A 21,944-nucleotide genomic window follows, 5' to 3' on the forward strand; every position below is an offset into this window, starting at 1 on the left:
CTGGTGAATGTAGAAGCCTGTAGATGCTTCACACAAACCCAAACCATCAGGATCTGTAACTAAGCCAGTCACGGCAGCATCCCCGTCATGCTCAGGATTTTCATACAAGCCCCACGCAACTAAAGGTTCATCGATAAACTCACCTTTAGATACTTCTCTACGTAACCACCAACCAGTGGCTGGAATGATCTGTTTGAACATTTAACTACCCCATCTGATGAGCGGCATGCTCCATACGGATATTGGGGCTATTGCTTGCAAACCAAGCCCTTACTGACAAAAAACCTCTTTGTAAGAGATAACACCCCTCCCCCGTGAATGTTGTGAGCATGGTTGTCTGGGAATTCTCCCCGTATTACTGCTTGGGGTGAGATTTAGAGATCACAAGGCGATGAAATGGCCATCTACTTTGTGCTGAAAGCGCCAAGCCATTTCTCTCTCGGTTACCACGGAATAGCAATCGCCCAACCCCCTCCCCCTGGTCGATATTCTGAAACCACAAATGTCGTATTTTGAGACAAGAGTTCACTATTAAAACGCCTGAAGAATATGTGTATTGGGCTCCCCTTTTCACTGTGGGCAGCTATTGCGCTCGCTCCGATTGACAAGAATATGCCGTAAAATTACGGCACTCTTCTTCGCCTTATATCCTATTTTCACTCTTTGTTATCTCTCACGTCTTCGAGTTTTATCGCAACCTGTCGAGCGGTTTTTGCTGGGCGCTCTCATGGCGTTCGCTCTGGCTGGTGTGCAGGTATTTGGACGTGGTGTCGATGCTGTCGTGGCCCGCATCGGCTTGTACGTGGGAAAGTGGTCGACCATTGAGGTTGATGTCGTGGGTGATCCCGGTATGGCGAATGGCATGGGGGGTCAGTTGCCGCATTTCGGCACCATCCTGATAAAAGCCATCCAGCTCAGCCAGCTCGGCACCCTTGGTTATCACTGCCTGCACCAGTTCGCGCAGCTGACGGATCCCCAGATTGGCATTAAGCTCCCCCTGCTCCCTGCCGTGGGCGGCCGCTTTATGACGGATAAAGAGCGGGGTCTGCTCGTTGGGGGCCGGCAAGGGCGAGAGTCCCAGAAACGCACGGTAGCGTTCGAGGGCGTGGAGCAGCGCCTGTGAGACGGCGACGGTGCGGCGTTTTCCCCCCTTGCTACTCGGTATGTAGTAACCCCAGACGCCGGTTTTGCTGTCGCGACGAAACTGGCCCATCACGGGGGTAAAGCCGGGTCTGGCCGCCACTTCCGAGATCCGCAGATAACAGGCATACATCAGGATGACGAGAAACCGGCTGCGCTCATGTTGCTCCGGATTGTCTTGTGCCAGTGTTTCGGCGGCCTGCAGCACGTAGGACCATTGCAGCTCGCTGAAGGCTTGCACCTGATCGTCAGCCTCCTGTGCAAGGGGCTTTTTCACCCGTTGCAGCAACAGTGCCGGGTTCCTATCCATGTACTCCTCCTGAATGAGGAACTGGAAAAAGGCTGAGAGGATAGCGAGCTTGGTTTTCATCGCCTGTTCGCTCAAGCGGTATGGCAGTGGTTGGCCCAGCTCCTTTTTACCGAGAAATGGACGCCACTGGGGATTGGGCAACCGCTCTCCCCACTCTTTGTCCTGTACGAACTGGGCGACGTTACGATAGGCGATAAGCGGCTCCGGTGGTGACTGGCAGTAGTCGAGGTAACGCATCATGATGCGCCGGGTCAGCGCCTTTGGGCTGATGGAGACTTCGCAAAAACACCAGTGCAAAAAGGTGGTCAGCTCGCTGCGATAGGTCTTGTAGTTGTTCTCGCTATGGCGCTGTTCAAGCAGCCAGTCGACCGCCAGCTCATAGACCAGACCTGCATCAGGCACTGTGTTGAGGCTGAGATTGGCGAGGTAGTGGTTAACCTGGGCATTGCCCTCTTCCAGGTAGGTGAGATTGTCAAAAAGCGGCATGGCCGGCGGCAAGGGAATGGATTGATGAGTCATGGTCTTGCTTGGTGATAAAAGAGAAGAAAAATGGTCGGTGATATCGACCGAAAGACAGGGCCTGGTCCGATTTATCAAAGGTGTGATTGGATGGTTACCAACCAGAAACAGGATCCTGGCATTGAATTACCTTATGCAATCAATATGCACCTTTGTTAAAAAATTCTCGGGGTAAATAGCCTGAAAAATGGTGATAAATGCAATTTAAGTGAATGATGTTCAAGCCGTTACCCCGATAGGCCACTGCTTATGCCACCTGTTTGAGCGCCTTCTCCTTGCGCTTGGCTGCGGGCTCTTCCTCCTTGTTGCCAGTTGCCGTTACCTTGCCACCACGCAGCAGGTTTTGCAGCTGATCACGCTGCTCGGCGAGGTAAAACGCCAGGCTCTCCTGCTGCTCCGGGGTCATCTCGACAGGGGCGCCGGCAAGTAGTGCCATCAGCTCATCGGCGGTATCCAGCAGTTTGTCATAGGCGTCCGCCTCTTTCTTGCTGGCAAAAGTCATTTTTTCCACTCCCCCACGAACCACAACATATTTGATTTCAACAGCCATGATGGCCTCCTCCTGATGATGATGAGATAAGTATATGTATGGATATACAGTATTGCAAATATCCTGACACGGTAATAAGGAAGGGCTATGTCGGGGCAAGCGTGACGGGGCCTGCAGGGTAGAAAAGCGTCATTTGACTTCTGTGGCCGTGTCGCCGGATCATGGGGTCATGACGATCGTAAGACACCTGTTTATTCTGCTGATGGTTGAGGTGCTGCTCATTGGGAGCATCGCCCATCTGGTACTGGATTTTTCATGGCTGGTCACTCTGTTGTTCGTGATCCTGGCCCTGCTCACCCTGCGTTGCCTGGTGGTACTCGGTAGCTGGCTATTTACCCGCTTTTACCCCTCCCCGGCCATCGGCATGCCGGCGAGAGTCAAGATGATGGCGCGAGAGATGCTCGCCTACCTCTACACCTTTACCTGGTTGCTCCCCTTCGAGCCGCTGCTGATGGCGCCAGACAGGTTGCCTCCTTGCCGGCGGCCGGTACTGCTTGTGCATGGCTATGGTTGCAGCCGCGGGATCTGGCGTACCCAGCGAGCCCGGCTGGAGGCTGCGGGCCATGTGGTCGCTACCATTACCCTGACGCCGCCATTTGGTCATATCGACGAGATGGTGCCGCTGCTGGCCAAGCGAATTGACGACGTGCTGGCGGCAACCGGAGCCAGCCAGCTGGTGTTGGTCGGTCACAGCATGGGGGGGTTGGTCTGCCGCGACTATCTGGCGGTCCATGGCGGTGACAAGGTAGCGAGCCTTATCACACTGGCAACGCCCCATCAGGGCAGCCAGCTGGCGATGCTGGGGGTGGGTGCCAATGCGCGGGAGATGGAGCCGGGCTCCGGCTGGTTGCAACGCTTTGCCTCTGTGCCTCTTTGCGTCCCCGGGATCTCGGTGCGTACCAGCCACGATAACGTAGTGATGCCGCAGGAGCGCCAGCGTCTGGCTGGCATGGAAGATATCGAGCTGGCGGGGATTGGCCACCTCACCCTGCTCTACTCACGCCGCACCACGGCGCTGCTGCTCACTCTGCTGGCTCGCAATTAGGCCATAGGCAATCAGCTCACAATAAAAGAGCGGGCCCGAATGTTCGGGCCCGCTCTGTTTTTATCTTCCTTGCAACTGCGCTGGCTTAGAAGTGGATCCCCTTGATGAAGGTGGAGACGGCAACCTGATCGGCGGTGGCCTTGGACTTGTCGCCATCCTTGGGATCGGCAAAGGTGCGGAAGCTGGTGTTCATGATGACCTGGGCGACGCGCGGTGCCAGAGCGTGAACCACCTGACCGAATACCCCGAGGCGAGTAGCCAGACGAACGTGCTTGTTGATGATGGTATCGCATACCAGATCGGCCGCTTCTTCCGGCGTCATCATCGGTACCTGCTCATAGACCTTGGTCGGTGCGACCATCGGCGTTTTCACCAGCGGCATATTGATGATGGAGAAGCTCACTCCTTTATCGGCAAACTCGGAGGCGGCGGTACGCACCCAGGCATCGAGGGCAGATTTGGAGGCAACATAGGCGGAGAAGCGCGGCGCATTGGTCAACACCCCGATAGAGGAGATGTTGATGATGTGCCCTTTTTTCTTCTCGATCATGGTGGGTAGCACCCCCATGATCACCTTGAGCGCGCCAAAGTAGTTGAGCTGCATGGTGCGCTCAAGATCGTGGAAGCGATCGAAGGAGTCCTCGATGGAGCGGCGGATGGAGCGGCCGGCATTGTTGACCAGAATGTCGACGCCGCCGTGATCGGCCACGATGCGAGCGGTGATCTCCTCGGCTTGCGCCAGATTGGAGAGATCCCCCTGATAGATTTCGATGGTCAGCCCCAGCTCGGCAAATTCCGCTCTGGTCTCGGCAATCTTCTGCTCGTCGCGAGCGATGGTAACGACATTGGCCCCCGCCCCCGCCAGTTTGCGTGCGGTTGCACGACCAATGCCGGAGGTGGCCCCGGTCACCAGCACCACCTTGCCCTCGACCCGACCACGCAGGGAGCGATCGATGAAGAGTTCCGGGTCGAGGTGACGTTCCCAGTAATCCCACAGCCGCCAGGCGTAGCTGTGCAGCGGCGGCACTTCGATACCGGTCCCTTTCAGTACACGCTGGGTTTCGCGACTGTCGAAACGGGTGGGATAGCTAATAAGACGGAACACATCCTTGGGCAGACCCAGATCGGCGATGGCGGCATCGCGGATACGGCGCACCGGCGCCATGGTCATCAGCATGGCAGTCAGGTGGCGGGGAATGAAGTTAAAGAGAGAGGCATTGATGCGGATCGCGGGCTCCGGCGCATGGGCGGCGCGGGAGAAGGTGCTCAGCATGTCGCCGACCCGCATCGGGTTGGGGTCGGTCAGGTGGAAGGTTTTGTTCTCCTCTCCCTCCTGATGGGCGATATGCACCATGGCATCGACCACGAAGTTGACCGGCACTATGTTGATGCGCCCGCCCTCAACCCCGATGGCCGGCATCCAGGGCGGCAGCAGACGGCGCAGCTTCTGGATGGTCTTGAAGAAGTAGTAAGGGCCGTCGATCTTGTCCATCTCGCCGGTATTGGAGTCACCAACGACGATGCCCGGGCGGTAGACCCGCCACGCAATGGTGCACTCGTTTCGCACAATTCCTTCCGCTTCGTGCTTGGTCTGGAAATAAGGCATGTCGAGGTGCTCGGCCTCATCGAACATATCCTCGCGAAACAGACCATCAAAGAGACCGGCGGCAGCGATGGAGCTGCAGTGGTGGAACTGGCGGGCCGCGAGTCGTTCGGCCAGCTGCACGGACTGACGGGTTCCTTCGGTGTTGACCTGCTGCTGGATCCCCGCCTTGGCGTTGAGATCATAGATGGCAGCCAGATGGAAGAAGTGGTCGATCTTGCCGATCAACTGCTCCTGCATCTCGACCGATACCCCCAGCAGCGGTTGCGTCATGTCGCCAAAAACCGGGACCGCGCGCGATTCATCCACACTCCAGAATGAGAACAGCTCTGGCAATTTTTCCTGATGAGAAGAGCGCATCAGAAAATAGACGGTACAGTCGGGATGCTGTTGGAATAACTTTTTTATCAATCGACGCCCGATAAAACCACTACCGCCGGTAATGAAATAGTTCATAAAGAGAATCCTGCTACTGATTAGGGTGTTACTAGGTTGTTAGATATATCACGATTCATATGGAAATCCGCAATTTGATTGTCGGTTCGTGAGCAAACCCTAATTTCGGTAGTGTGCCTGTTCCGTTATTAGGTAGAACCCTCTATTTTTTGTCCCTAGACTGAAGTTGAAAAATCAGTAATGCCACAACCCGATTGCAGTTTCGTTGTCGCCATTACATTTATCTGTCGTTATTCAAGGAGAAGATCATGGCTAAAAAACTTAAAGCGCTGGCAGGTTCAGTGACCGACAACCAACTCACCTCCACCATCAAAGAGTCCACCCAGCAGATCTGGTTGGCCGGTTTGGGCGCCTATGCCAAGGCGCAGGAAGAGGGCGGCAAGATTTTTGAAGCGTTGGTGCAGGAAGGTGAAGCGCTGCAAGCCAAAACCCGTCAAAGCGCCGACGAGAAGATTGCTGCAGTAGCTGACAAGACGGCCGGTACCTGGGGCCGTCTGGAGCAGGTGTTCGAAGATCGCGTTGCCCGCGCCGTAGCCAGTCTGGGTATCCCGACTCGCAAGGACATTGACAAGCTCTCCAAGCGCATGGCCGAGCTGACCGAAGTGGTGCAGCAGCTGCTGGATGCTCAGGACGAGGAGGCCCCGGTCGCTGAAGCCAAACCGGCAGCCCCGAAGAAAGCGCCGGTCAAGAAAGCTCCGGTAAAGAAGGCGCCGGTAGCCAAGGCTAAAGAGGCTGTGGTTGAGCAGGCTGCTGATCTCCTCTCCGCTGCAGAAGATGCAGTCAAAGAGGTGAAGGCCAAGGCTGAGAGCGTTCTGCCGTAATCCGTCTCGATGGCAAAGAGTGAGCATCACCGGCCCATGCCCAGCGCTGGGCCGGTTTTCTATGGATAGGGAGGAGGCTCTATGAGTACGGTAGCAATCGCCCTTGCCGGTGGCGGGCCGCTCGGTGGCATCTACGAGATCGGTGCCTGCGCCGCCCTCTCCGACAGCATCAGTGGCCTGCGCCTTGAACATGCCGATATTTATGTCGGCGTCAGCTCGGGCGCCGTGGTGGCATCGGCGCTGGCCAACGGCATCTCGGCAGAAAAGCTGGTGCGCATACTGCTCAGCGACGATTCCGGCGAGATGTTTGATCCTGCCACACTGCTGCGTCCCGCCTTTCGTGAATATGCGGTGCGACTCGGCTCCATCCCGCCTTTGGCGCTGGAGTGCCTGATGCGCTATCTGGCTGCACCCTGGAAACGCAGCCTGTTTGAATCGCTGCAGGGCCTCTCCAGAGCGATCCCGACCGGGCTGTTCGACAACCGCGGGGTAGATCGCATCCTGACCCAGTTCTTCTCCCGTCCCGGTCGCAGCAATGATTTTCGCCAGCTAAGCCGCCGCCTGTTCGTGGTGGCTACCGAACTGGATACCGGCCATCCGGTCGCCTTTGGCGGGCCGGGGCTCGACGATGTGCCCATTTCGGCGGCTGTGCAGGCCTCTGCGGCCCTGCCCGGCCTCTTTCCCCCCTCCTTGATAAATGGCCGTTACTATGTTGATGGCGCCCTGATCAAGACCCTGCACGCCTCGGTGGCGTTGCAGGAGGGGGCTGATCTGGTCTTCTGCATCAATCCGTTGGTGCCCTTCGATGCAGGAATGGCGGCCGGAGAGCCCACCAATCTGGTGGATAGCGGTTTGCCTGTGGTGCTGGCCCAGACCTTCCGCGCCATCATTCACTCGCGGATGCATGTGGGGATGGATCGCTATCGCCACCAATACCCCAACGCCGACGCACTGCTGTTTGAACCATCCCCCGCCGATGGCGAGATGTTTTTTACCAATGTGTTCAGCTATCGGGATCGTCGTCGCCTGTGCGAACACGCCTTCCAGCACACCCGTCGTGATCTCTGGCAGCGTCGCCACGAGCTGGCGCCCATCCTGGCCAAGCATGGCTTCGAGCTCAATCTGAAGGCGCTCGCCGACCCCGATCGCACCCTGCTGGCCCCCAGCAGCGGCTCGGTCGCGGCTCTCGACAAGTCGCTGGAACAGCTGCAACACTGGCTCGCCAGGCGTTATCGCCGTGGCGTACGTCGTCCACACGTGAAGGAGTAGCATGGATCGCAAGCCCAAACGCCGTACCCGGGAACGGATCCTGACCACTGCCCTCGCCCGCTTCAATCTGCTGGGTGAACCCAGCGTTACCACCTCGGCCATTGCGGCCGAGATGGAGATAAGCCAGGGAAATCTCTACTACCACTTCCACAACAAGGAGGAGATCGTCAATGCCCTGTTCGACGAGTTCGAGCAGGAGATGGAGCGCCTGCTCGATGCGGTCAGCGCCCCGTCCGATGAGCCCGAGGATATCTGGCTCTTCCTCCACCTGATGTTTGAAGCCATCTGGAAATACCGTTTCTTCTACTACGATATCTCCACCCTGATGAATGGCTACCATCGGGTCGAGCAGCGTTTCTCCGCTCTGCTGCGCCGCAAGGAGCAGACAGCCATCACCATCTGCACTCACCTGCAGACGGTCGGCCTGATGGAGGGAAGCCCCCAACAGCTGCGTTCACTGGCTGCCAGCGTGGCGCTGGTGGGCACATTCTGGATCTCGTACCAGCGGGCACTGCACCCCCGGACCGACGCCGATATTGCACTGGGCGTTTTTCAGGTGATGCAGCTGGTCGCCCCCTATTTGCGGGACGATGCCCGCCTTCATCTGGGCGCTCTCGCCCACCAATACACCGAAAAGGTTTGACTCAAATGCTACAGGGAGAACAAGCATGACCACCTCACAACTCGAATTTGTCCCCTTCCCCTACGCGGATGCGGCTTATGACTATGCCGGCCAGAAGCTGGCTGATAACTGGGAGCGCCTCCATCAGGGGGATGCCGAGCCATGGCCGGAGGATGAGCAGGTACAGGATGCCTGGCGGGCCTATCACGCAGGGGATTTTGCCCAAGCCGTCGCCCTTGGCGAAGCGGCCGGCGAGGCGGGTCTCAATGTGGCGAACAAGGCGCTGGTGATCCACGCCAGCTACCTGCTGGAGGACAAGTATGCCAAGCGTGCCGCCTTCGAGCGGGCTGCCAGCCATGCCGAGAAGCTGCAAAAACGCCAGCCCGAGAATGCCAACGCCTGGTACTTTCATGCTCTGGCCCTCGGGCGCTACAGTCAGGTCATCTCCATCTCCAAAGCCCTCTCTCAGGGCATTGGCGACAAGATCAAGGCAAGCCTGGAGAAGGCGCTGGAGATCGAACCCGACCACGCCGAAGCCCATATCGCCTTTGGCGCATGGCACGCCGAGATCGTCGACAAGCTGGGTGCGATGATCGGCGGCCTCACCTATGGAGCCAAGAAGGAGGAGTCCGAGCGTCACTTCAAGGAGGCGCTGGCACTGATCCCCGACTCCGCCATCGCGCGGATGGAGTATGCCAATGCCCAGGTGATGCTGCATGGAAAAAGCCGCCTGAAAGCAGCCGAAGCCCTCTATGCCGAAGCGGCCGAGTGCGAGCCGATGGATGCGATGGAACGTCTCGATGTGGAGGCTGCGCGCGAAGAGCTGGAGGATTAATCCCAAGCTTTGCGCAGCAGCGTCAGGCAACAGATAGCAAAGAGGCCAACCCGCAGGTTGGCCTCTTTTTATCGGGATGTTTATGTGCTGGATCAGCCCAGCAGCGCATCAAGGCCGTTCGGGTCGAACAGCAGCTCAGGTTCCAGCAACACCAGCAGCAGCAGCTGTTCAAACTCCACGGCGAAGCGGTCGACTACCTGATCAGGGTCCGGCACCAGCTTCTTGTCGGTGATAAGCCCCAGCTGCACGCCGTGATCGTAGGAGAGGATGGAGACGCCAACGCCGATATCTCCGGCCTGCGGTACCCAAAACAGCGGTTGGCGCAGGCGCGCGCCGGCCAGATAGAGGGTCTGCTGGGGGCCGGGCACATTGGTGATCACCGCGCTGGCTTTGGCCGCCAGCAGATCGACCGCCTGCTGTTGTACCGCTTTGGGGGCCATGCCAAGGCCATGGAGCAGATTGAGCACCACAACAGGCTGCAGCGAGCTGCGCAGCGCCTGCATCCGATCCCGCACCGCATAGAGGCGTTGCAGCGGATGGGCGATATCGAGCGGCAGATCGAGGGCCACCAGCCCGAAGCGGTTGCCAAGGGCACCATCATCGTCGGGCGAGCGCATATTGACCGGCACCAGAGCCCGAATTTCGATGTTGTCGACATCGTCACCCTTCTCTTCCAGGTAGTGCCGGAACGCGCCGGCGGTGGCGGCGATCAGCAGGTCGTTGACCGAGCAGCCCAGCACCTTGCCCACCGCCTTGATGTCGGGCAGCGGGATCTGTTCCGACCAGGCAACCCGCTTGCTGCTGGCCGTCTTGCCCTTGAGGCGGGAGGGTGAATCATCGCCCAGGGTAGCAATGTTGCACAGCTCGCTGGCCACATCGCGACCGGCTTTGAGGTAATCCACCGCCTTGGTGGGATGGGTCAACACCTCGACATATTTGGACCAGAGGGTGCCGGTCAGCTTGAGGCCCGCCTTGACCAGCCGGCTGCCGTGGGGCGTGTCGTCATCGTCCTCTTCATCGGCGGGCTCCGGTGCCACCTTGGGACGGATGGGGGTGACCGGCTGCGGGGAGTTGTCCATCATGGTGAGCATGGCCCGCACCAGCGAGAAGCCATCCCCCATGGCGTGGTGGATGCGCACCACCAGCGCCTGACCGCCCAGCGACGTGTCGGTCAGGTGCATGTCCCACAGGGGGCGCTGGTGGTTGAGCGGTGTCGAGGCGAGATCGGCCACCAGCTTCTCCAGCTCGATTTTGCCCGCCTTGCCGGGCAGGATAACCCGCTTGAGGTGTTGGTCGAGATCGAAGTCGGGATCATGGCGCCAGCAGTAGGAGCCCCCCTCCAGCACGGCCCGCTGGTGGAAGCGTGGCTGTACCGAGATGGTGTGGCGCAACCCGTTGCGCAGACGCTCTTCATCAAGCTGCCCTTCAAACATCAGAACGCCAATGATCTGCATCAGGTTGTTGGGTCTGTCCATGCGTAGCCATGCGGTATCAACGCAAGAGATAAATTCACTCGTTGGCATGTTGTTTCCCTGCAAAATGAATTTGTCGAGACAGCCAGAAACCTTCTCCCTTCATCTCGCAATGAGCGGAAAACGTAATTAAAGATGAGGTGGTCAGGCCGGCTCGAAATATTAAGTACGAAAAGTGATGGCTATATTAAATATCCAAAATGCATTGCTAAAAACTCACCGAACAATAAGCAGAAAGTCGAGCAGAAATAGCCTGTTCAATACATGTCTTACTGTCTTCACCGCTATTTAATAATGGCGAGTGAAATTGGTTTCATACCCGTTTCGGACAGGGTAATCGATTATCCACATAATCGAGGATCTCCTGCTCCAGCACACTGCGTACCGGCAGCAGCATCAGGCCAAGATGAACGTCGAGCTGCAAATTATCCTCATCGAGAATGAGCGAACCATGAACGCCCGAGCCACGAAACCGCAATTCAGTCTCCTCTTCATCCGCCCATTCACAATCCAGTTGATAGTTTTCGCATATGTCCTGGGCAATGGCTTCTGCGGCCACCCGGGCACCGGCCAGCCCCAGCGGATGCTGACGGCTGATCTGGATAGTTGAGATCCCGCGACTGCCAGCGAGCGAATCGTATAGAAACATGATGAGTACTCAGGGTAATGACATATCTGTTGATATTAAACACATGTTCACAACAAGTGAAAGAGTCATTTACATAAATGGGACTCACTTAACAGTGTCTGCCGTCGTGGCAAGGGCTGGCGTGGCGCAGGATTTATTCCCGGTCGCCTTCAGGCTACACTTGGCAGTGAAGAAGGTGTAAAAACTGTTTGTTTTTCATTCGGTTGTCTATTTCGAATCTATAACTCCGTCCTGTTACACACAATCAGAGAGCTGTCGATGACCCATCAATCCCACTCCCCCGATGACGAGAGCACCCTTGGCCAGCTCTATCGCCAGCTCAATCGGGTGGCGGCTTTGCGCGAACAGATGCGTAGCCATCCGCAAGATATGCAGGATCGGGACTGTTTGCGTCAGTGGCAGGCCGACCGGCTGGGGCGCACCCACAGGGATTTGCTGGAGAGCGACCGTTATGGGCCGGCCGCCCGCTTCTTTCTGACCGATCTCTACGGGCCGGGTGACAGCGCTCGCCGCGATGCCGACGTGATGCGGGTGATGCCAACCGCAGAACGGTTATTGCCGGAATCCGGCCATAAAGTGTTGGCGCAGGCGATCGAGCTCGATGCCCTCTCCGAAGAGCTCGATTACCTGATGGTGGTGGCGCTGCGCCGCATTGGCGGGCTCAATCCCATTACCGCCGAACACTACACCATTGCCTATCGCGCCGTGGGTGAGCAAGCGCGTCGGGAGCATCAGATTGCGCTGGTGAGCCAGCTTGGCATGACGCTGGATCGGCTGGCGAGAAAACCGCTGCTGGGTGCAACCCTGAAGCTGGTCTCAGGCCCGGCCCATCTGGCGGGGCTTGGTGAGCTCTTCTCCTTTGTCGAGCGGGGCTATCAGGTTTGTCACCAGATGGGGCGTGCCAACGAGTTTCTTGAAACCATTGCCAGTCGCGAGACGGACATCATGACGGCGCTCTTTAGCGGTGATAGCAGCGTGCTGGCTTAAGCTCAATAGACGCAGATTGTTGCAAATAAATCGAGTTGAAATTAGTTATTGTTGCGTCAGTGAAACAGCGTGCGGGAAGCGGATCGTTGCCGTGGTGGTGACACAACAAAAACGCGAGGCCCGATCGTTGGTAACAGACAGAAGCAGCAACGTCTGATTGAGCACAAGAGGTTGCCAGACGACAAAGCGGGCCGATGGGCCCGCTTTTCGTTTATCGCTGTTTGCCTGTAGATATCGGTCAGATCACCAATAGATCCATAAAGGTGTGCACCGGGGTGGCGGCAAGCCGTGACCCGTCCTGACAAAGGGCAAGGATGTCATTGACCCGTTTGGCAGGGAAGCGGGTCGCCAGATTGTGCTGGAATTTTTCCACCAGTAGCGGGATCCCCTCCTCCCGACGGCGACGATGGCCGACCGGATACTCCACCTCCACCTTGGCAGTGTGAGTGCCGTCCTTGAAAAAGATCTGGATGGCGTTGGCGATGGAGCGCTTGTCTGCCTCCAGATATTCGCGGCTGTAGCGTTTATCCTCCTGCACCACCATCTTGCTGCGCAGCCCATCGATGCGGGGATCGGCAGCCACGTCATCCTCGTAATCTTCGGCGACAAGGCGACCAAAGATAAGCGGCACCGCCACCATGTACTGCAGGCAGTGATCCCGATCGGCCGGGTTGTTGAGGGCGCCGACCTTGCTGATGATGCGAATGGCCGACTCATGGGTCGTGAGCTCGATACGGTCTATCTCGTCGAGCCGCCCCTTCACCTGACCATGCAGCTTCATGGCGCACTCCACTGCCGTCTGGGCGTGGAACTCGGCGGGATAGGAGATCTTGAACAGCACGTTTTCCATCACATAGCTGCCGTACCCCTGATGCAGAGCGAACTGGTTGCCCTTGAACAGCACATCGTAGAAGCCCCATTTTGGCGCGCTCAACACACCGGGATAGCCCATCTCGCCGCTCATGGTGATAAGGGCGAGGCGCACTGCGCGAGAGGTGGCATCTCCCGCTGCCCAGCTCTTGCGGGAACCCGCATTGGGGGCATGACGATAGGTGCGCAGGCTCTGGCCATCGACCCAGGCCTGGGAGACCGCATCGATCACCTGATCGCGGGTTCCCCCCAGCATATGAGTCACCACGGCGGTGCTGGCGACCTTGACCAGCACCACGTGATCGAGACCGACCCGATTGAAGGAGTTCTCCAGCGCCAGCACACCCTGAATTTCGTGGGCTTTGACCATGGCCACCAGCACATCGCTCATGGTGAGCGGTGCCTTGCCCTCGGCCACGCGAGTACGGGAGAGCCAGTCGGCAGTGGCCAGAATGCCCCCCAGATTGTCGGATGGGTGACCCCACTCGGCGGCCAGCCAGGTGTCGTTGTAATCGAGCCAGCGGATGATGGCGCCGATATCCCAGGCCGCCTTGACCGGATCGAGGCAGAGCTGGGTACCGGGCACCCGGGCACCGTGGGGTACGAGGGTACCGGGGACTATGGGGCCAAGGTGCTTGGTACACTCCGGAAAGCGCAAAGCCAGCAGGCCACAGCCAAGGGTGTCCATCAGGCAGTAGCGGGCGGTGTCGAGGGCCGCTTCGCTGGTAATGGGGTGGTTGCAGACATAATCGGCAATATCGACCAGCACCTGATCGGGCTCGGGTCTGTGGTTGACGTCGACGTTGGCGGACATCGTGACTTCCTTATCGTTGTTGTAGGGAGACAAAGTGACGGGGTGCCGGGCCGACGTAATCGGCGCTCGGGCGGATGATCCGGTTGTGCTCGCGCTGCTCCATCACATGGGCACACCAACCGGTGACCCGCGAGCAGACGAAGATGGGGGTGAACAGCTTGGTCGGGATCCCCATGTAGTGATAGGCACTGGCGTGGAAGAAGTCGGCGTTGGGAAAGAGCTCTTTTTCTTCCCACATCACCTTCTCCGCCTCGCAGGAGACGCGATAGAGGCGATCATCACCCACCGCCTCGGCAAGTTTGGCCGACCACTCCTTGATGATGACGTTGCGCGGATCTGAAGTGCGGTAAATGGCGTGGCCAAAGCCCATGATCTTCTCCTTGGCCGCCAGCTTGGCCAGCAGTTCGCACCTTGCCTGCGCTTCATCCTGCCAATGTTCGATCATCGCCATGGCGGCCTCGTTGGCGCCGCCATGGAGCGGGCCGCGCAGGGTGCCGATGGCCGCTGTAATACAGGAGAACATGTCAGAGAGCGTCGAGGCGCAGACCCGCGCCGCAAAGGTGGAGGCGTTGAACTCATGCTCGGCGTAGAGGATGAGAGAGACATGCATCACTCGACGCTCCAGCTCGCTCGGCGCCTTCTGGTGCAGCAGGGCCAGAAAGTGGCCACCAATACACTCTTCATCGGTATCGAGGGCGATACGAACACCTTCGTGACTGAACTTGTACCAGTAGATCAGGATCCCCGGGAAGGCGGCCAGCAGTCGATCCGCTACTTCGTGTTCATGCTCGAAACCATCTTCCGGCTCCAGATCGCCGAGCATGGAGCAGCCGGTGCGCAGCACATCCATGGGGTGAGCATCGGCGGGAATGCGCTCCAGCACCTCGAGCAGCGCCGCCGGCAACGTGCGCAAGCGGCGCAGCTCGCGTTTGTAGTCGGCCAGTTGCTGGTTACTCGGCAACTCGCCTTTGAGCAGCAGATAGGCGACCTCCTCGAACTGGGCGCTATCAGCCAGCTCCTTGATGTCGTAACCGCGATAGGTAAGACCGGTGCCGCTCTTGCCCACGGTGCAGATACTGGTCTCCCCTGCGCTTTGACCGCGCAGACCTGCTCCGCCCAACGGTTTCTGTTGTCCCATAAGCTGCCTCCTATTCCTTGGCTGAAAACAGACGATCCAGTGTCTGCTCGTAGTGGTGATATCCGAGGAAGTCGTAGAGCGACTCCCGGGTCTGCATGGTCGCCACGACGGCGCGCTGATGGCCATCCTGGCGAATGTGCTGATAGACGTTGAGGGCGGCCTGATTGGCGGCTCGGTTGGCACTCAAGGGGTAGAGCACCATATCGACCCCGTGGGCTGCGAGCTGTTCCTTGTCAAACAGCTCGGTTTTGCCGAACTCGGTCATGTTGGCAAGAATGGGCACTCCGGCCGCCTGCTTGAACTGGTCGTACTGGGCCAGTTCGGTCACCGCCTCGGCGAAGATCATATCGGCACCGGCGGCCACATAGGCGGCGGTGCGTTCAAGAGCCGACTCCATCCCCTCCACTGCCAGCGCATCGGTGCGCGCCATGATGACGAACTCGCGATTATCGCGGGCATCCACTGCCGCTTTTATCCGATCACACATCTCCTCCAGCGACACCACCGCCTTGTTGGGGCGATGACCGCAGCGCTTCTGGGCAACCTGATCTTCCATATGGACGGCGGCGACACCGGCCCGCTCGAACGCGCGAATGGTGCGGGCGATATTGAATGCCCCACCCCAGCCGGTATCGATATCGACCAGCAGCGGTACTCGGGTGGCAGCAGTGATCCGCTCAGCATCGATCAGCACGTCGTTGAGGGAGGTCATGCCGAGATCCGGCAGGCCGTAGGAGGCGTTGGCGACACCGGCACCCGAGAGGTAGATCGCCTGAAAGCCGCTGCGCTCGGCCATCAGCGCCATATAGGCGTTGATGGTGCCGACGATCTGTAGTGGCTTTTCGTTGGCAAGGGCAGTACGAAAACGCAGCCCTGCCGAGGGGGGCAAACTGGACATCATGACTCCTTTCATCTGTCTGGTTTGATCATCTAATATCACGTTTACGTTAACGTCAATTATACTTTCGTAACATTAAGGAGGCAGGCAAGACAGGGCACCGGTTTTAGGGTAAATTTCACCAATTGCTTCAACAGGTTGAATGGTATGATGGAGCCCGGTTCCGTGATCGTCTGTCCGGCGTGCGACTTGCTTATCCAGCGCAAGGCGCTGCCGCTGCGTCGTCATGCCCACTGCCCTCGCTGTCACCAGCATCTCTATGGCCGTTATGCTTTTCGTCCCTCCCAATTGATGGCGCTGACCATCACCGGATTTCTGCTGCTCCCCTCCGCCTTTTTCGAGCCCCTCATCTATCTGCGACTGGCTGGCGTCAACTCCGATGCCAACTTGTTACACGGGATTTTTGTGCTGTTTGGCGAGGGGGAGTTCTGGGTTGCCTCCCTGGTGCTCTGGTGCGCCGTGCTGGCCCCCATCGGTCTGCTGACCGGCATCTTTGCGCTGGCATCGGGCCTTGCCAAACGCTGGCATCTCCTTGCGCCAACCTTGAAGGCAGTCGAAGTGTTTCGTCACTGGGCCATGCTGGAGGTCTATATCGTCAGCCTGCTGGTTGCTCTGTTCAAACTGATCGATATCGCTGATGTCCGGCTGGGCGGCGGGCTGCTCAGCCTCGGTATTCTGATGCTGCTCAACATGAGTTTGCTGATCCTCTTTGATCCGGCCCCCTATTGGGATCGGATCCCGCTCAAGGAGAAAAGCGATGACCAGCGCCCGTGAGATGGGGCTCTGCCGCTGCCATACCTGCGGCCTGCTGGTGCGTTATCAGGCGGGATGTGTCTGTCCACGATGCGATAGCAAGCTGCAGGTGCGGATCCCTCATTCGCTAGCCTGGTCATGGGGCTTGCTGGCTCTTGCTACCTTTATGTTGCTCCCCGCCAATCTGCTGCCCATCACCCACTTTTACAACAAGGGGCTATTGCAGTCGGATACCATCTTCAGCGGGATCCTGATGCTCTATCGCAGCAAGATGAGCGGGATTGCCACCATAGTGCTCACCGCCAGCATACTGGTACCGGTGGGCAAAATAATCGGGTTGGCCTGGATCTGCTGGCAGCTGCAACGGGCCAAACCGGTGCGGCGCAAGCGCCAGCTCTTGATGTATCGGGTGATCGACTTTATCGGCCGCTGGTCGATGCTGGATCTGTTTGTCATCTCGCTGATGGTGGCACTGGTCGATCGCGGGGTCATGCTGAGCGTCCGCGCCGGCCCTGGTGCCACCGCATTTGCCGGCGTGGTGGTGTTGACCATGATGTCGGCCCGCATGCTCGATACCCGGTTGCTTTGGGACAAGGCGGCCCGTTGATGCGTATTCTGTTTCTGTCTGATGGGCGGATGCGCCCGGTCAATAAGGAGTCACTATGATCGGGGCTGAACCCGTCATCGAAAAGCGCCGCTGGCTATCGCCAGTCTGGCTGTTACCACTTATCGCCCTGCTGCTGGCTGGCGGCTTTCTCTATCAACAGATAGCGAGCCGCGGCCAGCTTATCCAGATCAACTTCGCTCAGGGTAACGGCATCTTGCCGGGCAAGACCCAGATCCGTTATCAGGGGGTGGCCATCGGGGTGGTGCAGGAGCTGGAACTGGCCGAGGATGGCCGCCGCATTGCGGTGCTGGCCAAGATTGACAGTCGTGCCCGCCCGCTTATTCGCAAGGGATCCGACTTCTGGCTGGTGAGCCCCAAGGCATCGCTGACCGAGATCTCCGGTCTCGATACCTTGGTCTCCGGCAACTACATCAATCTACAACCGGGGCGCGAGAGCAACCCGCTGCAGGAGAAGTTTGATGCCCTCGACGGCCCTCCCCCCGGCTATCAGGCGCAAGGGCGGATGCTGCACCTCACCGCCGATTCGCTGGGCTCGGTCGGCATCGGTGCCAAGCTCTATTTCCGCGGCATCGAAGTGGGCAGCGTCATCAATACCCGTCTGGGTCAGGACAACCAGAACGTTATTCTGGATCTGGTGATCGAGCCTCGTTTTGAACATCTGGTCAAAGCCGATACCCGCTTCTGGAACATCAGCGGCATCAAGGGCTCTTTCAGTCTGGCGGGCGTCAGCGTTGAGGCTGGCAGCCTCACTTCCATTCTGAGCGGCGGCATCGCCTTTGACTCCCCCAAAGCGTCTCCCGAGTCGGAGAAAGGACAGACCTTTGTCCTCTACAAGGGGCTGGCAGAAGCTGCGCGCGGCAAGCGCATCGATATCGTGGCGGGCGATCTGCCCATCAAGGAGGGGATGCCCATTCTCTTCGAAGGGATCGAAATTGGTCGCGTCGATCCCATCCACCTTACTGACAAGGGTCGGGTGGTGACGGCACTGATCAATCCGGAGCAGGCATATCGCATCACCGACAAGAGTCAGCTGGTATGGGAGAGCGTGTCTCTCTCCCCGACCGGTGTGAAGAATGCCGATCGGCTGCTCTCCGGCCCTGCCATTCGCCTTGACTATGTGGCGGGTAAGGAAGTGGCCAGAATGACGCTGACCGATCGGGCGCCCCAAGATGGCATCAAGGTGACGTTGCAAGCGGACGATCTGGCTGGTCTTAATCAGGATGCCCCCATCTGGTACAAGGGGCTGCAGGTTGGTCGCATCAGCCAGCTCGATCTCGATGGGCGCGGCAATGCCAGCGTGGCCCTGCAGATCCAGCCCGCTTACGCCCATCTATTGAACCGTGCCCGCTTCTATCGCGCGGCGCCACTGCAAATAGATGCCGACCTGAGCGGTATCAAGGTGGAGGCCAGCCCGGCCAGTGCCTGGCTGAGCGGTGGCATCAAGCTGGTGCAGGCGAGCAGCGGCGAGCGGATTAACCGCCTCTACCCCAATCAGGAGCTGGCGTTGCTCGGTACCCGCGATGCCAAGCCCCAGCGCTGGTTGCTCAAAGCTGATCAGGCGGACGGCATCGGCATTGACTCTCCCGTGCTCTATCTGGGGCTGGAAGCGGGCAAGGTGAAACAGCTGCGTGCCGCCAAAGAGGGAGTGGAGATCGAGCTCGAGATCGATGGCATCTATGCCCCTCTCCTCGCTCGTCAGCCGCAATTCTGGAAAAAACCGGCTATCGACACCCGGGTACGGGTCGATGGAGTGCAGCTAAAAGTTGGCAATCTTGGCACCCTGCTGCGCGGTGCCATCGAGTTCGACTATCTGGCCAATGGCCGCAGCAGCCATCAGCTGTTTGACAACAAGGATCAAGCCAAGGCGAAGATCCGCACGCTGTCTCTGGTGGCAGAGAATAACCCCGGGTTGGGGGTCGGCAGCCCGATCCGCTATCGCGGGGTGGATATCGGCAAGATTGAGCAGATTGAATTGGAGCCGACCCTGGGACAGGTGATCTTCAAGGCCGAGCTGGATGGCCAGTACGCCGAGCGTTTCCTGCAATCCGGAGCGCGCTTTACCCTGGTGCAAGCCAAGCTGGGTCTGGGCGGTGTCGCCCATCTCGATACCCTGATCAAGGGGGCCTTTGTTGAGGCTGAGCCCGGCAAAGGGGCTGGTCGGAACAGCTTCCCCCTGAGCCAGAGCGGCCCTGCCGGTTTGGCCCTCACCCTGAAAAGCCCGTCGGTTAATGGTCTCTCGGTTGGCAGCCCGCTGCTGTTTCGCAAGATGGTGGTCGGCAGCGTTACCAAGGTAGCACTAGCCCGCGATGGCAGCGAGGTGGTGATCGACGTCAATGTGGAGCAGGAGTATGCCCATCTGGTGCGCGCCAACTCCCGCTTCTGGAATGTCTCCGGGGTCAAGGCAGACATTGGCCTGACCGGTGGCACTATCGAGGTCGAGACGGTGCAGAGCCTGCTTGCCGGCGGCATTGCCTTCAATACGCCGGAAAAAGAGATGGGGCCGACCGTCAAGGCCGGTCACAGCTATCCCCTCTACGGCAAGGCCGAGAAAGAGTGGCAGGAGTGGAGCCCCCGCATCAAGCCCTGACCCCTCCCCTCACGTAGCTATCCAAGCCCGGCATTTGGCCGGGCTTGTTCATTTTTACCTGCTTTTACCTGCTGCACTTTAAGAATATTCCTAGCCCTGTGATAAGATGTCGCCCCTCTTTTTCGGTCAACGAGACGGCACAGTGCACGACAATACCTATCTTCCCGATCACTTTTTGCGCCATATAGCGGCCATCATGCCTGCTCATCTCTCTATGGATGAGTTCGTTGCAAGTTGCCGGCGACCGCTGCGCCGCAGTATCCGGGTCAACACGCTCAAAATTGCCGTCTCTGACTTCGTTGAAAAGATGCAGCCGCAAGGCTGGCAGTTCGATCCCGTGCCTTGGTGCGAGACCGGCTTCTGGTTGAGCCGCACAGACGAGAGCGTGCCGCTTGGCAACACCGCCGAGCACTTGAGCGGCCTCTTCTACATTCAGGAAGCGAGCTCCATGCTGCCGGTGACGGCGCTCTTTGCCAGCGACAAGATCAAAGCGGACGGCATGTTGCTGGATGCGGCGGCGGCTCCCGGCTCCAAAACTACCCAGCTCGCGGCCCTGATGAACAATCAGGGGATGCTGGTTGCCAACGAGTTTTCCAGCAGCCGGCTCAAGGTTCTGAGCGCCAATATTCAGCGCTGCGGTGTGACCAATGTGGGGATGACCCATTTTGATGCCAAGGTGTTTGGTCAGTGGCTGCCGGAGACCTTCGACGCCATCCTGCTCGATGCCCCCTGCTCCGGTGAAGGTACTGTGCGCAAGGATGAAGATGCGCTGCGCAACTGGAGTATCGAGAGCATCGACGAGATTGCGGCGGTACAGCAAGGGCTGTTGGAGAGTGCCTTCCATGCCTTGAAACCGGGTGGCGTACTGGTCTACTCCACCTGCACGCTGAGTTTGCAGGAGAACCAGGAGGTCTGTCAGTCACTGCTGGACAAGTTTGGCGATGCCTTGAGTTTTGACTCGCTGGCTGACCTGTTCCCCCATGCAGAGCAGGCATGTACTTCCGAAGGATACCTGCACGTTTGGCCCCAAATCTTCGACAGTGAAGGCTTTTTCGTCGCCAGATTGCACAAGCACCACTCGGTGCCCAACACCATGTTCAAACCGGGCAAGCTCGGCAAATTCCCCTTCCTGCCACTGGCAGCAAAAGAGTCAGAGCCCATGCTGCGAGAGATTGAGGCCAATTTTGGTGTGGCGCCGCAGGGGCAACTGTTTGGCCGCAATGACGAGATCTGGCTCTTTCCTCATCTGTTTGGACAGGTTCAGGGCAAGCTGCGCTTCGATCGCATCGGCATCAAGCTAGCCGAGACCTTCAAGAAAGGCTATCGCCTCACCCATGAGTGGGCGCTGGCCTATGGTGACAAAGCGATCAAAGGGGTTGTCGAACTCGACAGTGCCAATGCCCGTGAATACATGATGGGACGGGACGTCTGGCCCGAACAGGAGAGCGGCTCTGGCGAGGTGATCGTTCGTTATCAGGGTCATACCCTGGGAATGGGAAAATGGGTGGGCAGCCGGATCAAGAACGCCCTGCCCCGGGAGCTGGTGCGCGACAACAATCTGTTTGGCTGATTTTTTGACTGAATGAGGAAGGATGACTCGATGCTGTTCGAGTCTGCAAAACCCACACTCTGGTTGAAATTTTATCGGGTTCTTGAAAAGCCTTGAGCCTTGTCTAAGCTTAGGGCAATCCGAACACCAGTTAGCGCACGGCTCTGCAAGGAGCCAATTCCCCTATGCCAGGTACACGGAATTCGTACCTGGCTTTTTTTATCTCTTCTTCTTAGCCAAGTTCATCGTTACTCGACACTCTCTTCCTGCAGAGCTATCTCCACTTTCTCTACGTGAGGTTCGCTCCCCAGTTCATGGTGATAGAGCAGATCGATCGCCTGTTCGATGAGTGATGCCTGGCTATCTTCAAGATGCAAGCCGAGTGCCGCTAACCGTTCGGCATGGCGGTTACTGATCCAGCATTGCAAC

The 21,944-nt window shown here is 58.3% G+C and carries 20 protein-coding genes; 10 read left to right on the top strand and 10 right to left on the bottom strand.

Translation table 11 applies throughout. The features are described 5' to 3' along the window. The 3 genes from LG31_RS20835 to LG31_RS0107150 all read right to left on the bottom strand — a co-directional run. Positions 1 to 201, bottom strand: a 201-nt coding sequence (locus LG31_RS20835) for a hypothetical protein (protein WP_152598326.1), incomplete at its 3' end; no start/stop codon positions are given. Between the two features lie 487 nt (positions 202 to 688). Continuing rightward, positions 689 to 1,936, bottom strand: coding sequence for a tyrosine-type recombinase/integrase (locus LG31_RS0107145; protein ID WP_420796189.1), 1,248 nt, complete (start codon positions 1,934 to 1,936; stop codon positions 689 to 691). 280 nt (positions 1,937 to 2,216) lie between these two features. Further along, positions 2,217 to 2,519: a YebG family protein gene (locus LG31_RS0107150; protein WP_033113797.1), complete on the bottom strand. Its 303-nt coding sequence runs from the start codon at positions 2,517 to 2,519 to the stop codon at positions 2,217 to 2,219. Between the two features lie 169 nt (positions 2,520 to 2,688). Here LG31_RS0107150 and LG31_RS0107155 point away from each other — a divergent pair, with 169 nt between their 5' ends. Then, entirely contained in the window at positions 2,689 to 3,564 is an 876-nt protein-coding gene (locus LG31_RS0107155; protein WP_033113798.1) for an esterase/lipase family protein, read from the top strand. Positions 3,565 to 3,649: 85 nt separating this feature from the next. On the opposite strand, the gene LG31_RS0107160 is transcribed toward LG31_RS0107155, so the two are convergent. After that, complete coding sequence (locus tag LG31_RS0107160) at positions 3,650 to 5,623, bottom strand: SDR family oxidoreductase (RefSeq protein WP_033113799.1); 1,974 nt, start codon at positions 5,621 to 5,623, stop codon at positions 3,650 to 3,652. A 248-nt stretch (positions 5,624 to 5,871) separates the two neighbouring features. Here LG31_RS0107160 and LG31_RS0107165 point away from each other — a divergent pair, with 248 nt between their 5' ends. The 4 genes from LG31_RS0107165 (at position 5,872) to LG31_RS0107180 (ending at position 9,170) form a co-directional block, all read left to right on the top strand. Beyond that, positions 5,872 to 6,444 carry a phasin family protein gene (locus tag LG31_RS0107165; protein ID WP_033113800.1) on the top strand — a complete coding sequence of 191 codons (573 nt, stop codon included), beginning with the start codon at positions 5,872 to 5,874 and terminating at the stop codon, positions 6,442 to 6,444. Positions 6,445 to 6,525: 81 nt separating this feature from the next. Next, positions 6,526 to 7,713 carry a patatin-like phospholipase family protein gene (locus LG31_RS0107170; RefSeq protein ID WP_033113801.1) on the top strand — a complete coding sequence of 396 codons (1,188 nt, stop codon included), beginning with the start codon at positions 6,526 to 6,528 and terminating at the stop codon, positions 7,711 to 7,713. A gap of 1 nt (position 7,714) precedes the next feature. Further along, positions 7,715 to 8,356: a TetR/AcrR family transcriptional regulator gene (locus tag LG31_RS0107175; RefSeq protein ID WP_033113802.1), complete on the top strand. Its 642-nt coding sequence runs from the start codon at positions 7,715 to 7,717 to the stop codon at positions 8,354 to 8,356. 25 nt (positions 8,357 to 8,381) lie between these two features. Further along, the gene (locus LG31_RS0107180) at positions 8,382 to 9,170 is read left to right on the top strand and encodes a tetratricopeptide repeat protein (protein ID WP_033113803.1); all 789 of its coding nucleotides are present in this window, start codon (positions 8,382 to 8,384) and stop codon (positions 9,168 to 9,170) included. Positions 9,171 to 9,262: 92 nt separating this feature from the next. On the opposite strand, the gene LG31_RS0107185 is transcribed toward LG31_RS0107180, so the two are convergent. After that, positions 9,263 to 10,693, bottom strand: a complete 1,431-nt coding sequence (locus LG31_RS0107185) for a wax ester/triacylglycerol synthase family O-acyltransferase (protein ID WP_033113804.1) — start codon at positions 10,691 to 10,693, stop codon at positions 9,263 to 9,265. Positions 10,694 to 10,955: 262 nt separating this feature from the next. Further along, on the bottom strand, positions 10,956 to 11,291 hold the full coding sequence (locus LG31_RS0107190; protein WP_033113805.1) for a polyhydroxyalkanoic acid system family protein: 336 nt from the start codon (positions 11,289 to 11,291) through the stop codon (positions 10,956 to 10,958). A 258-nt stretch (positions 11,292 to 11,549) separates the two neighbouring features. Here LG31_RS0107190 and LG31_RS0107200 point away from each other — a divergent pair, with 258 nt between their 5' ends. Next, positions 11,550 to 12,278 (top strand): DUF8198 family protein, encoded by a 729-nt coding sequence (locus LG31_RS0107200; RefSeq protein WP_033113807.1) that lies wholly within the window; start codon positions 11,550 to 11,552, stop codon positions 12,276 to 12,278. A gap of 238 nt (positions 12,279 to 12,516) precedes the next feature. Here the strand turns inward: LG31_RS0107200 and LG31_RS0107205 are convergent, their stop codons facing one another. From LG31_RS0107205 to prpB, 3 genes are read right to left on the bottom strand one after another with little or no spacing between them, the layout of a single operon-like run. Continuing rightward, complete coding sequence (locus LG31_RS0107205) at positions 12,517 to 13,962, bottom strand: bifunctional 2-methylcitrate dehydratase/aconitate hydratase (protein ID WP_033113808.1); 1,446 nt, start codon at positions 13,960 to 13,962, stop codon at positions 12,517 to 12,519. A gap of 10 nt (positions 13,963 to 13,972) precedes the next feature. Then, on the bottom strand, positions 13,973 to 15,100 hold the full coding sequence (gene prpC / locus LG31_RS0107210) for a bifunctional 2-methylcitrate synthase/citrate synthase (protein WP_033113809.1): 1,128 nt from the start codon (positions 15,098 to 15,100) through the stop codon (positions 13,973 to 13,975). 10 nt (positions 15,101 to 15,110) lie between these two features. Next, positions 15,111 to 15,998: a methylisocitrate lyase gene (gene prpB, locus LG31_RS0107215; RefSeq protein WP_033113810.1), complete on the bottom strand. Its 888-nt coding sequence runs from the start codon at positions 15,996 to 15,998 to the stop codon at positions 15,111 to 15,113. 147 nt (positions 15,999 to 16,145) lie between these two features. On the opposite strand from prpB, the gene LG31_RS0107220 reads away from it, so the two are divergent. From LG31_RS0107220 to rsmF, 4 genes are all read left to right on the top strand, one after another. Further along, a complete protein-coding gene (locus tag LG31_RS0107220; protein ID WP_033113811.1) occupies positions 16,146 to 16,772 on the top strand; it encodes a paraquat-inducible protein A in 627 nt (208 codons plus the stop codon). Further along, positions 16,756 to 17,358, top strand: a complete 603-nt coding sequence (locus LG31_RS0107225; protein WP_033113812.1) for a paraquat-inducible protein A — start codon at positions 16,756 to 16,758, stop codon at positions 17,356 to 17,358. The genes LG31_RS0107220 and LG31_RS0107225 overlap by 17 nt, the downstream gene beginning before the upstream one ends. Before the next feature lie 55 nt (positions 17,359 to 17,413). Further along, positions 17,414 to 19,966: an MlaD family protein gene (locus LG31_RS0107230; RefSeq protein WP_033113813.1), complete on the top strand. Its 2,553-nt coding sequence runs from the start codon at positions 17,414 to 17,416 to the stop codon at positions 19,964 to 19,966. A 142-nt stretch (positions 19,967 to 20,108) separates the two neighbouring features. Continuing rightward, positions 20,109 to 21,536: a 16S rRNA (cytosine(1407)-C(5))-methyltransferase RsmF gene (gene rsmF, locus LG31_RS0107235; protein WP_033113814.1), complete on the top strand. Its 1,428-nt coding sequence runs from the start codon at positions 20,109 to 20,111 to the stop codon at positions 21,534 to 21,536. Between the two features lie 227 nt (positions 21,537 to 21,763). On the opposite strand, the gene LG31_RS0107240 is transcribed toward rsmF, so the two are convergent. Continuing rightward, the coding region (locus LG31_RS0107240; RefSeq protein WP_033113815.1) for a hypothetical protein at positions 21,764 to 21,944 on the bottom strand (181 nt) is incomplete at its 5' end.

The sequence above is a fragment of the Aeromonas lacus genome, from assembly GCF_000764665.1.
GTDB classification, from domain to species: Bacteria; Pseudomonadota; Gammaproteobacteria; order Enterobacterales; family Aeromonadaceae; genus Aeromonas; species Aeromonas lacus.

What these genes read in the sequence shown, in the direction of transcription:
- LG31_RS0107170 (WP_033113801.1), top strand. Translation starts at nt 6,526, where the DNA reads ATGAGTACGGTAGCAATCGCCCTTGCCGGTGGCGGGCCGCTCGGTGGC.
- LG31_RS0107155 (WP_033113798.1), top strand. Translation starts at nt 2,689, where the DNA reads ATGACGATCGTAAGACACCTGTTTATTCTGCTGATGGTTGAGGTGCTG.
- LG31_RS0107230 (WP_033113813.1), top strand. Translation starts at nt 17,414, where the DNA reads ATGATCGGGGCTGAACCCGTCATCGAAAAGCGCCGCTGGCTATCGCCA.
- LG31_RS0107165 (WP_033113800.1), top strand. Translation starts at nt 5,872, where the DNA reads ATGGCTAAAAAACTTAAAGCGCTGGCAGGTTCAGTGACCGACAACCAA.
- LG31_RS0107160 (WP_033113799.1), bottom strand. Translation starts at nt 5,623, where the DNA reads ATGAACTATTTCATTACCGGCGGTAGTGGTTTTATCGGGCGTCGATTG.
- prpB (WP_033113810.1), bottom strand. Translation starts at nt 15,998, where the DNA reads ATGTCCAGTTTGCCCCCCTCGGCAGGGCTGCGTTTTCGTACTGCCCTT.
- LG31_RS0107145 (WP_420796189.1), bottom strand. Translation starts at nt 1,936, where the DNA reads ATGCCGCTTTTTGACAATCTCACCTACCTGGAAGAGGGCAATGCCCAG.
- LG31_RS0107190 (WP_033113805.1), bottom strand. Translation starts at nt 11,291, where the DNA reads ATGTTTCTATACGATTCGCTCGCTGGCAGTCGCGGGATCTCAACTATC.
- LG31_RS0107150 (WP_033113797.1), bottom strand. Translation starts at nt 2,519, where the DNA reads ATGGCTGTTGAAATCAAATATGTTGTGGTTCGTGGGGGAGTGGAAAAA.
- LG31_RS0107205 (WP_033113808.1), bottom strand. Translation starts at nt 13,962, where the DNA reads ATGTCCGCCAACGTCGACGTCAACCACAGACCCGAGCCCGATCAGGTG.
- prpC (WP_033113809.1), bottom strand. Translation starts at nt 15,100, where the DNA reads ATGGGACAACAGAAACCGTTGGGCGGAGCAGGTCTGCGCGGTCAAAGC.
- LG31_RS0107175 (WP_033113802.1), top strand. Translation starts at nt 7,715, where the DNA reads ATGGATCGCAAGCCCAAACGCCGTACCCGGGAACGGATCCTGACCACT.
- LG31_RS0107220 (WP_033113811.1), top strand. Translation starts at nt 16,146, where the DNA reads ATGATGGAGCCCGGTTCCGTGATCGTCTGTCCGGCGTGCGACTTGCTT.
- LG31_RS0107180 (WP_033113803.1), top strand. Translation starts at nt 8,382, where the DNA reads ATGACCACCTCACAACTCGAATTTGTCCCCTTCCCCTACGCGGATGCG.
- LG31_RS0107225 (WP_033113812.1), top strand. Translation starts at nt 16,756, where the DNA reads ATGACCAGCGCCCGTGAGATGGGGCTCTGCCGCTGCCATACCTGCGGC.
- LG31_RS0107200 (WP_033113807.1), top strand. Translation starts at nt 11,550, where the DNA reads ATGACCCATCAATCCCACTCCCCCGATGACGAGAGCACCCTTGGCCAG.
- LG31_RS0107185 (WP_033113804.1), bottom strand. Translation starts at nt 10,693, where the DNA reads ATGCCAACGAGTGAATTTATCTCTTGCGTTGATACCGCATGGCTACGC.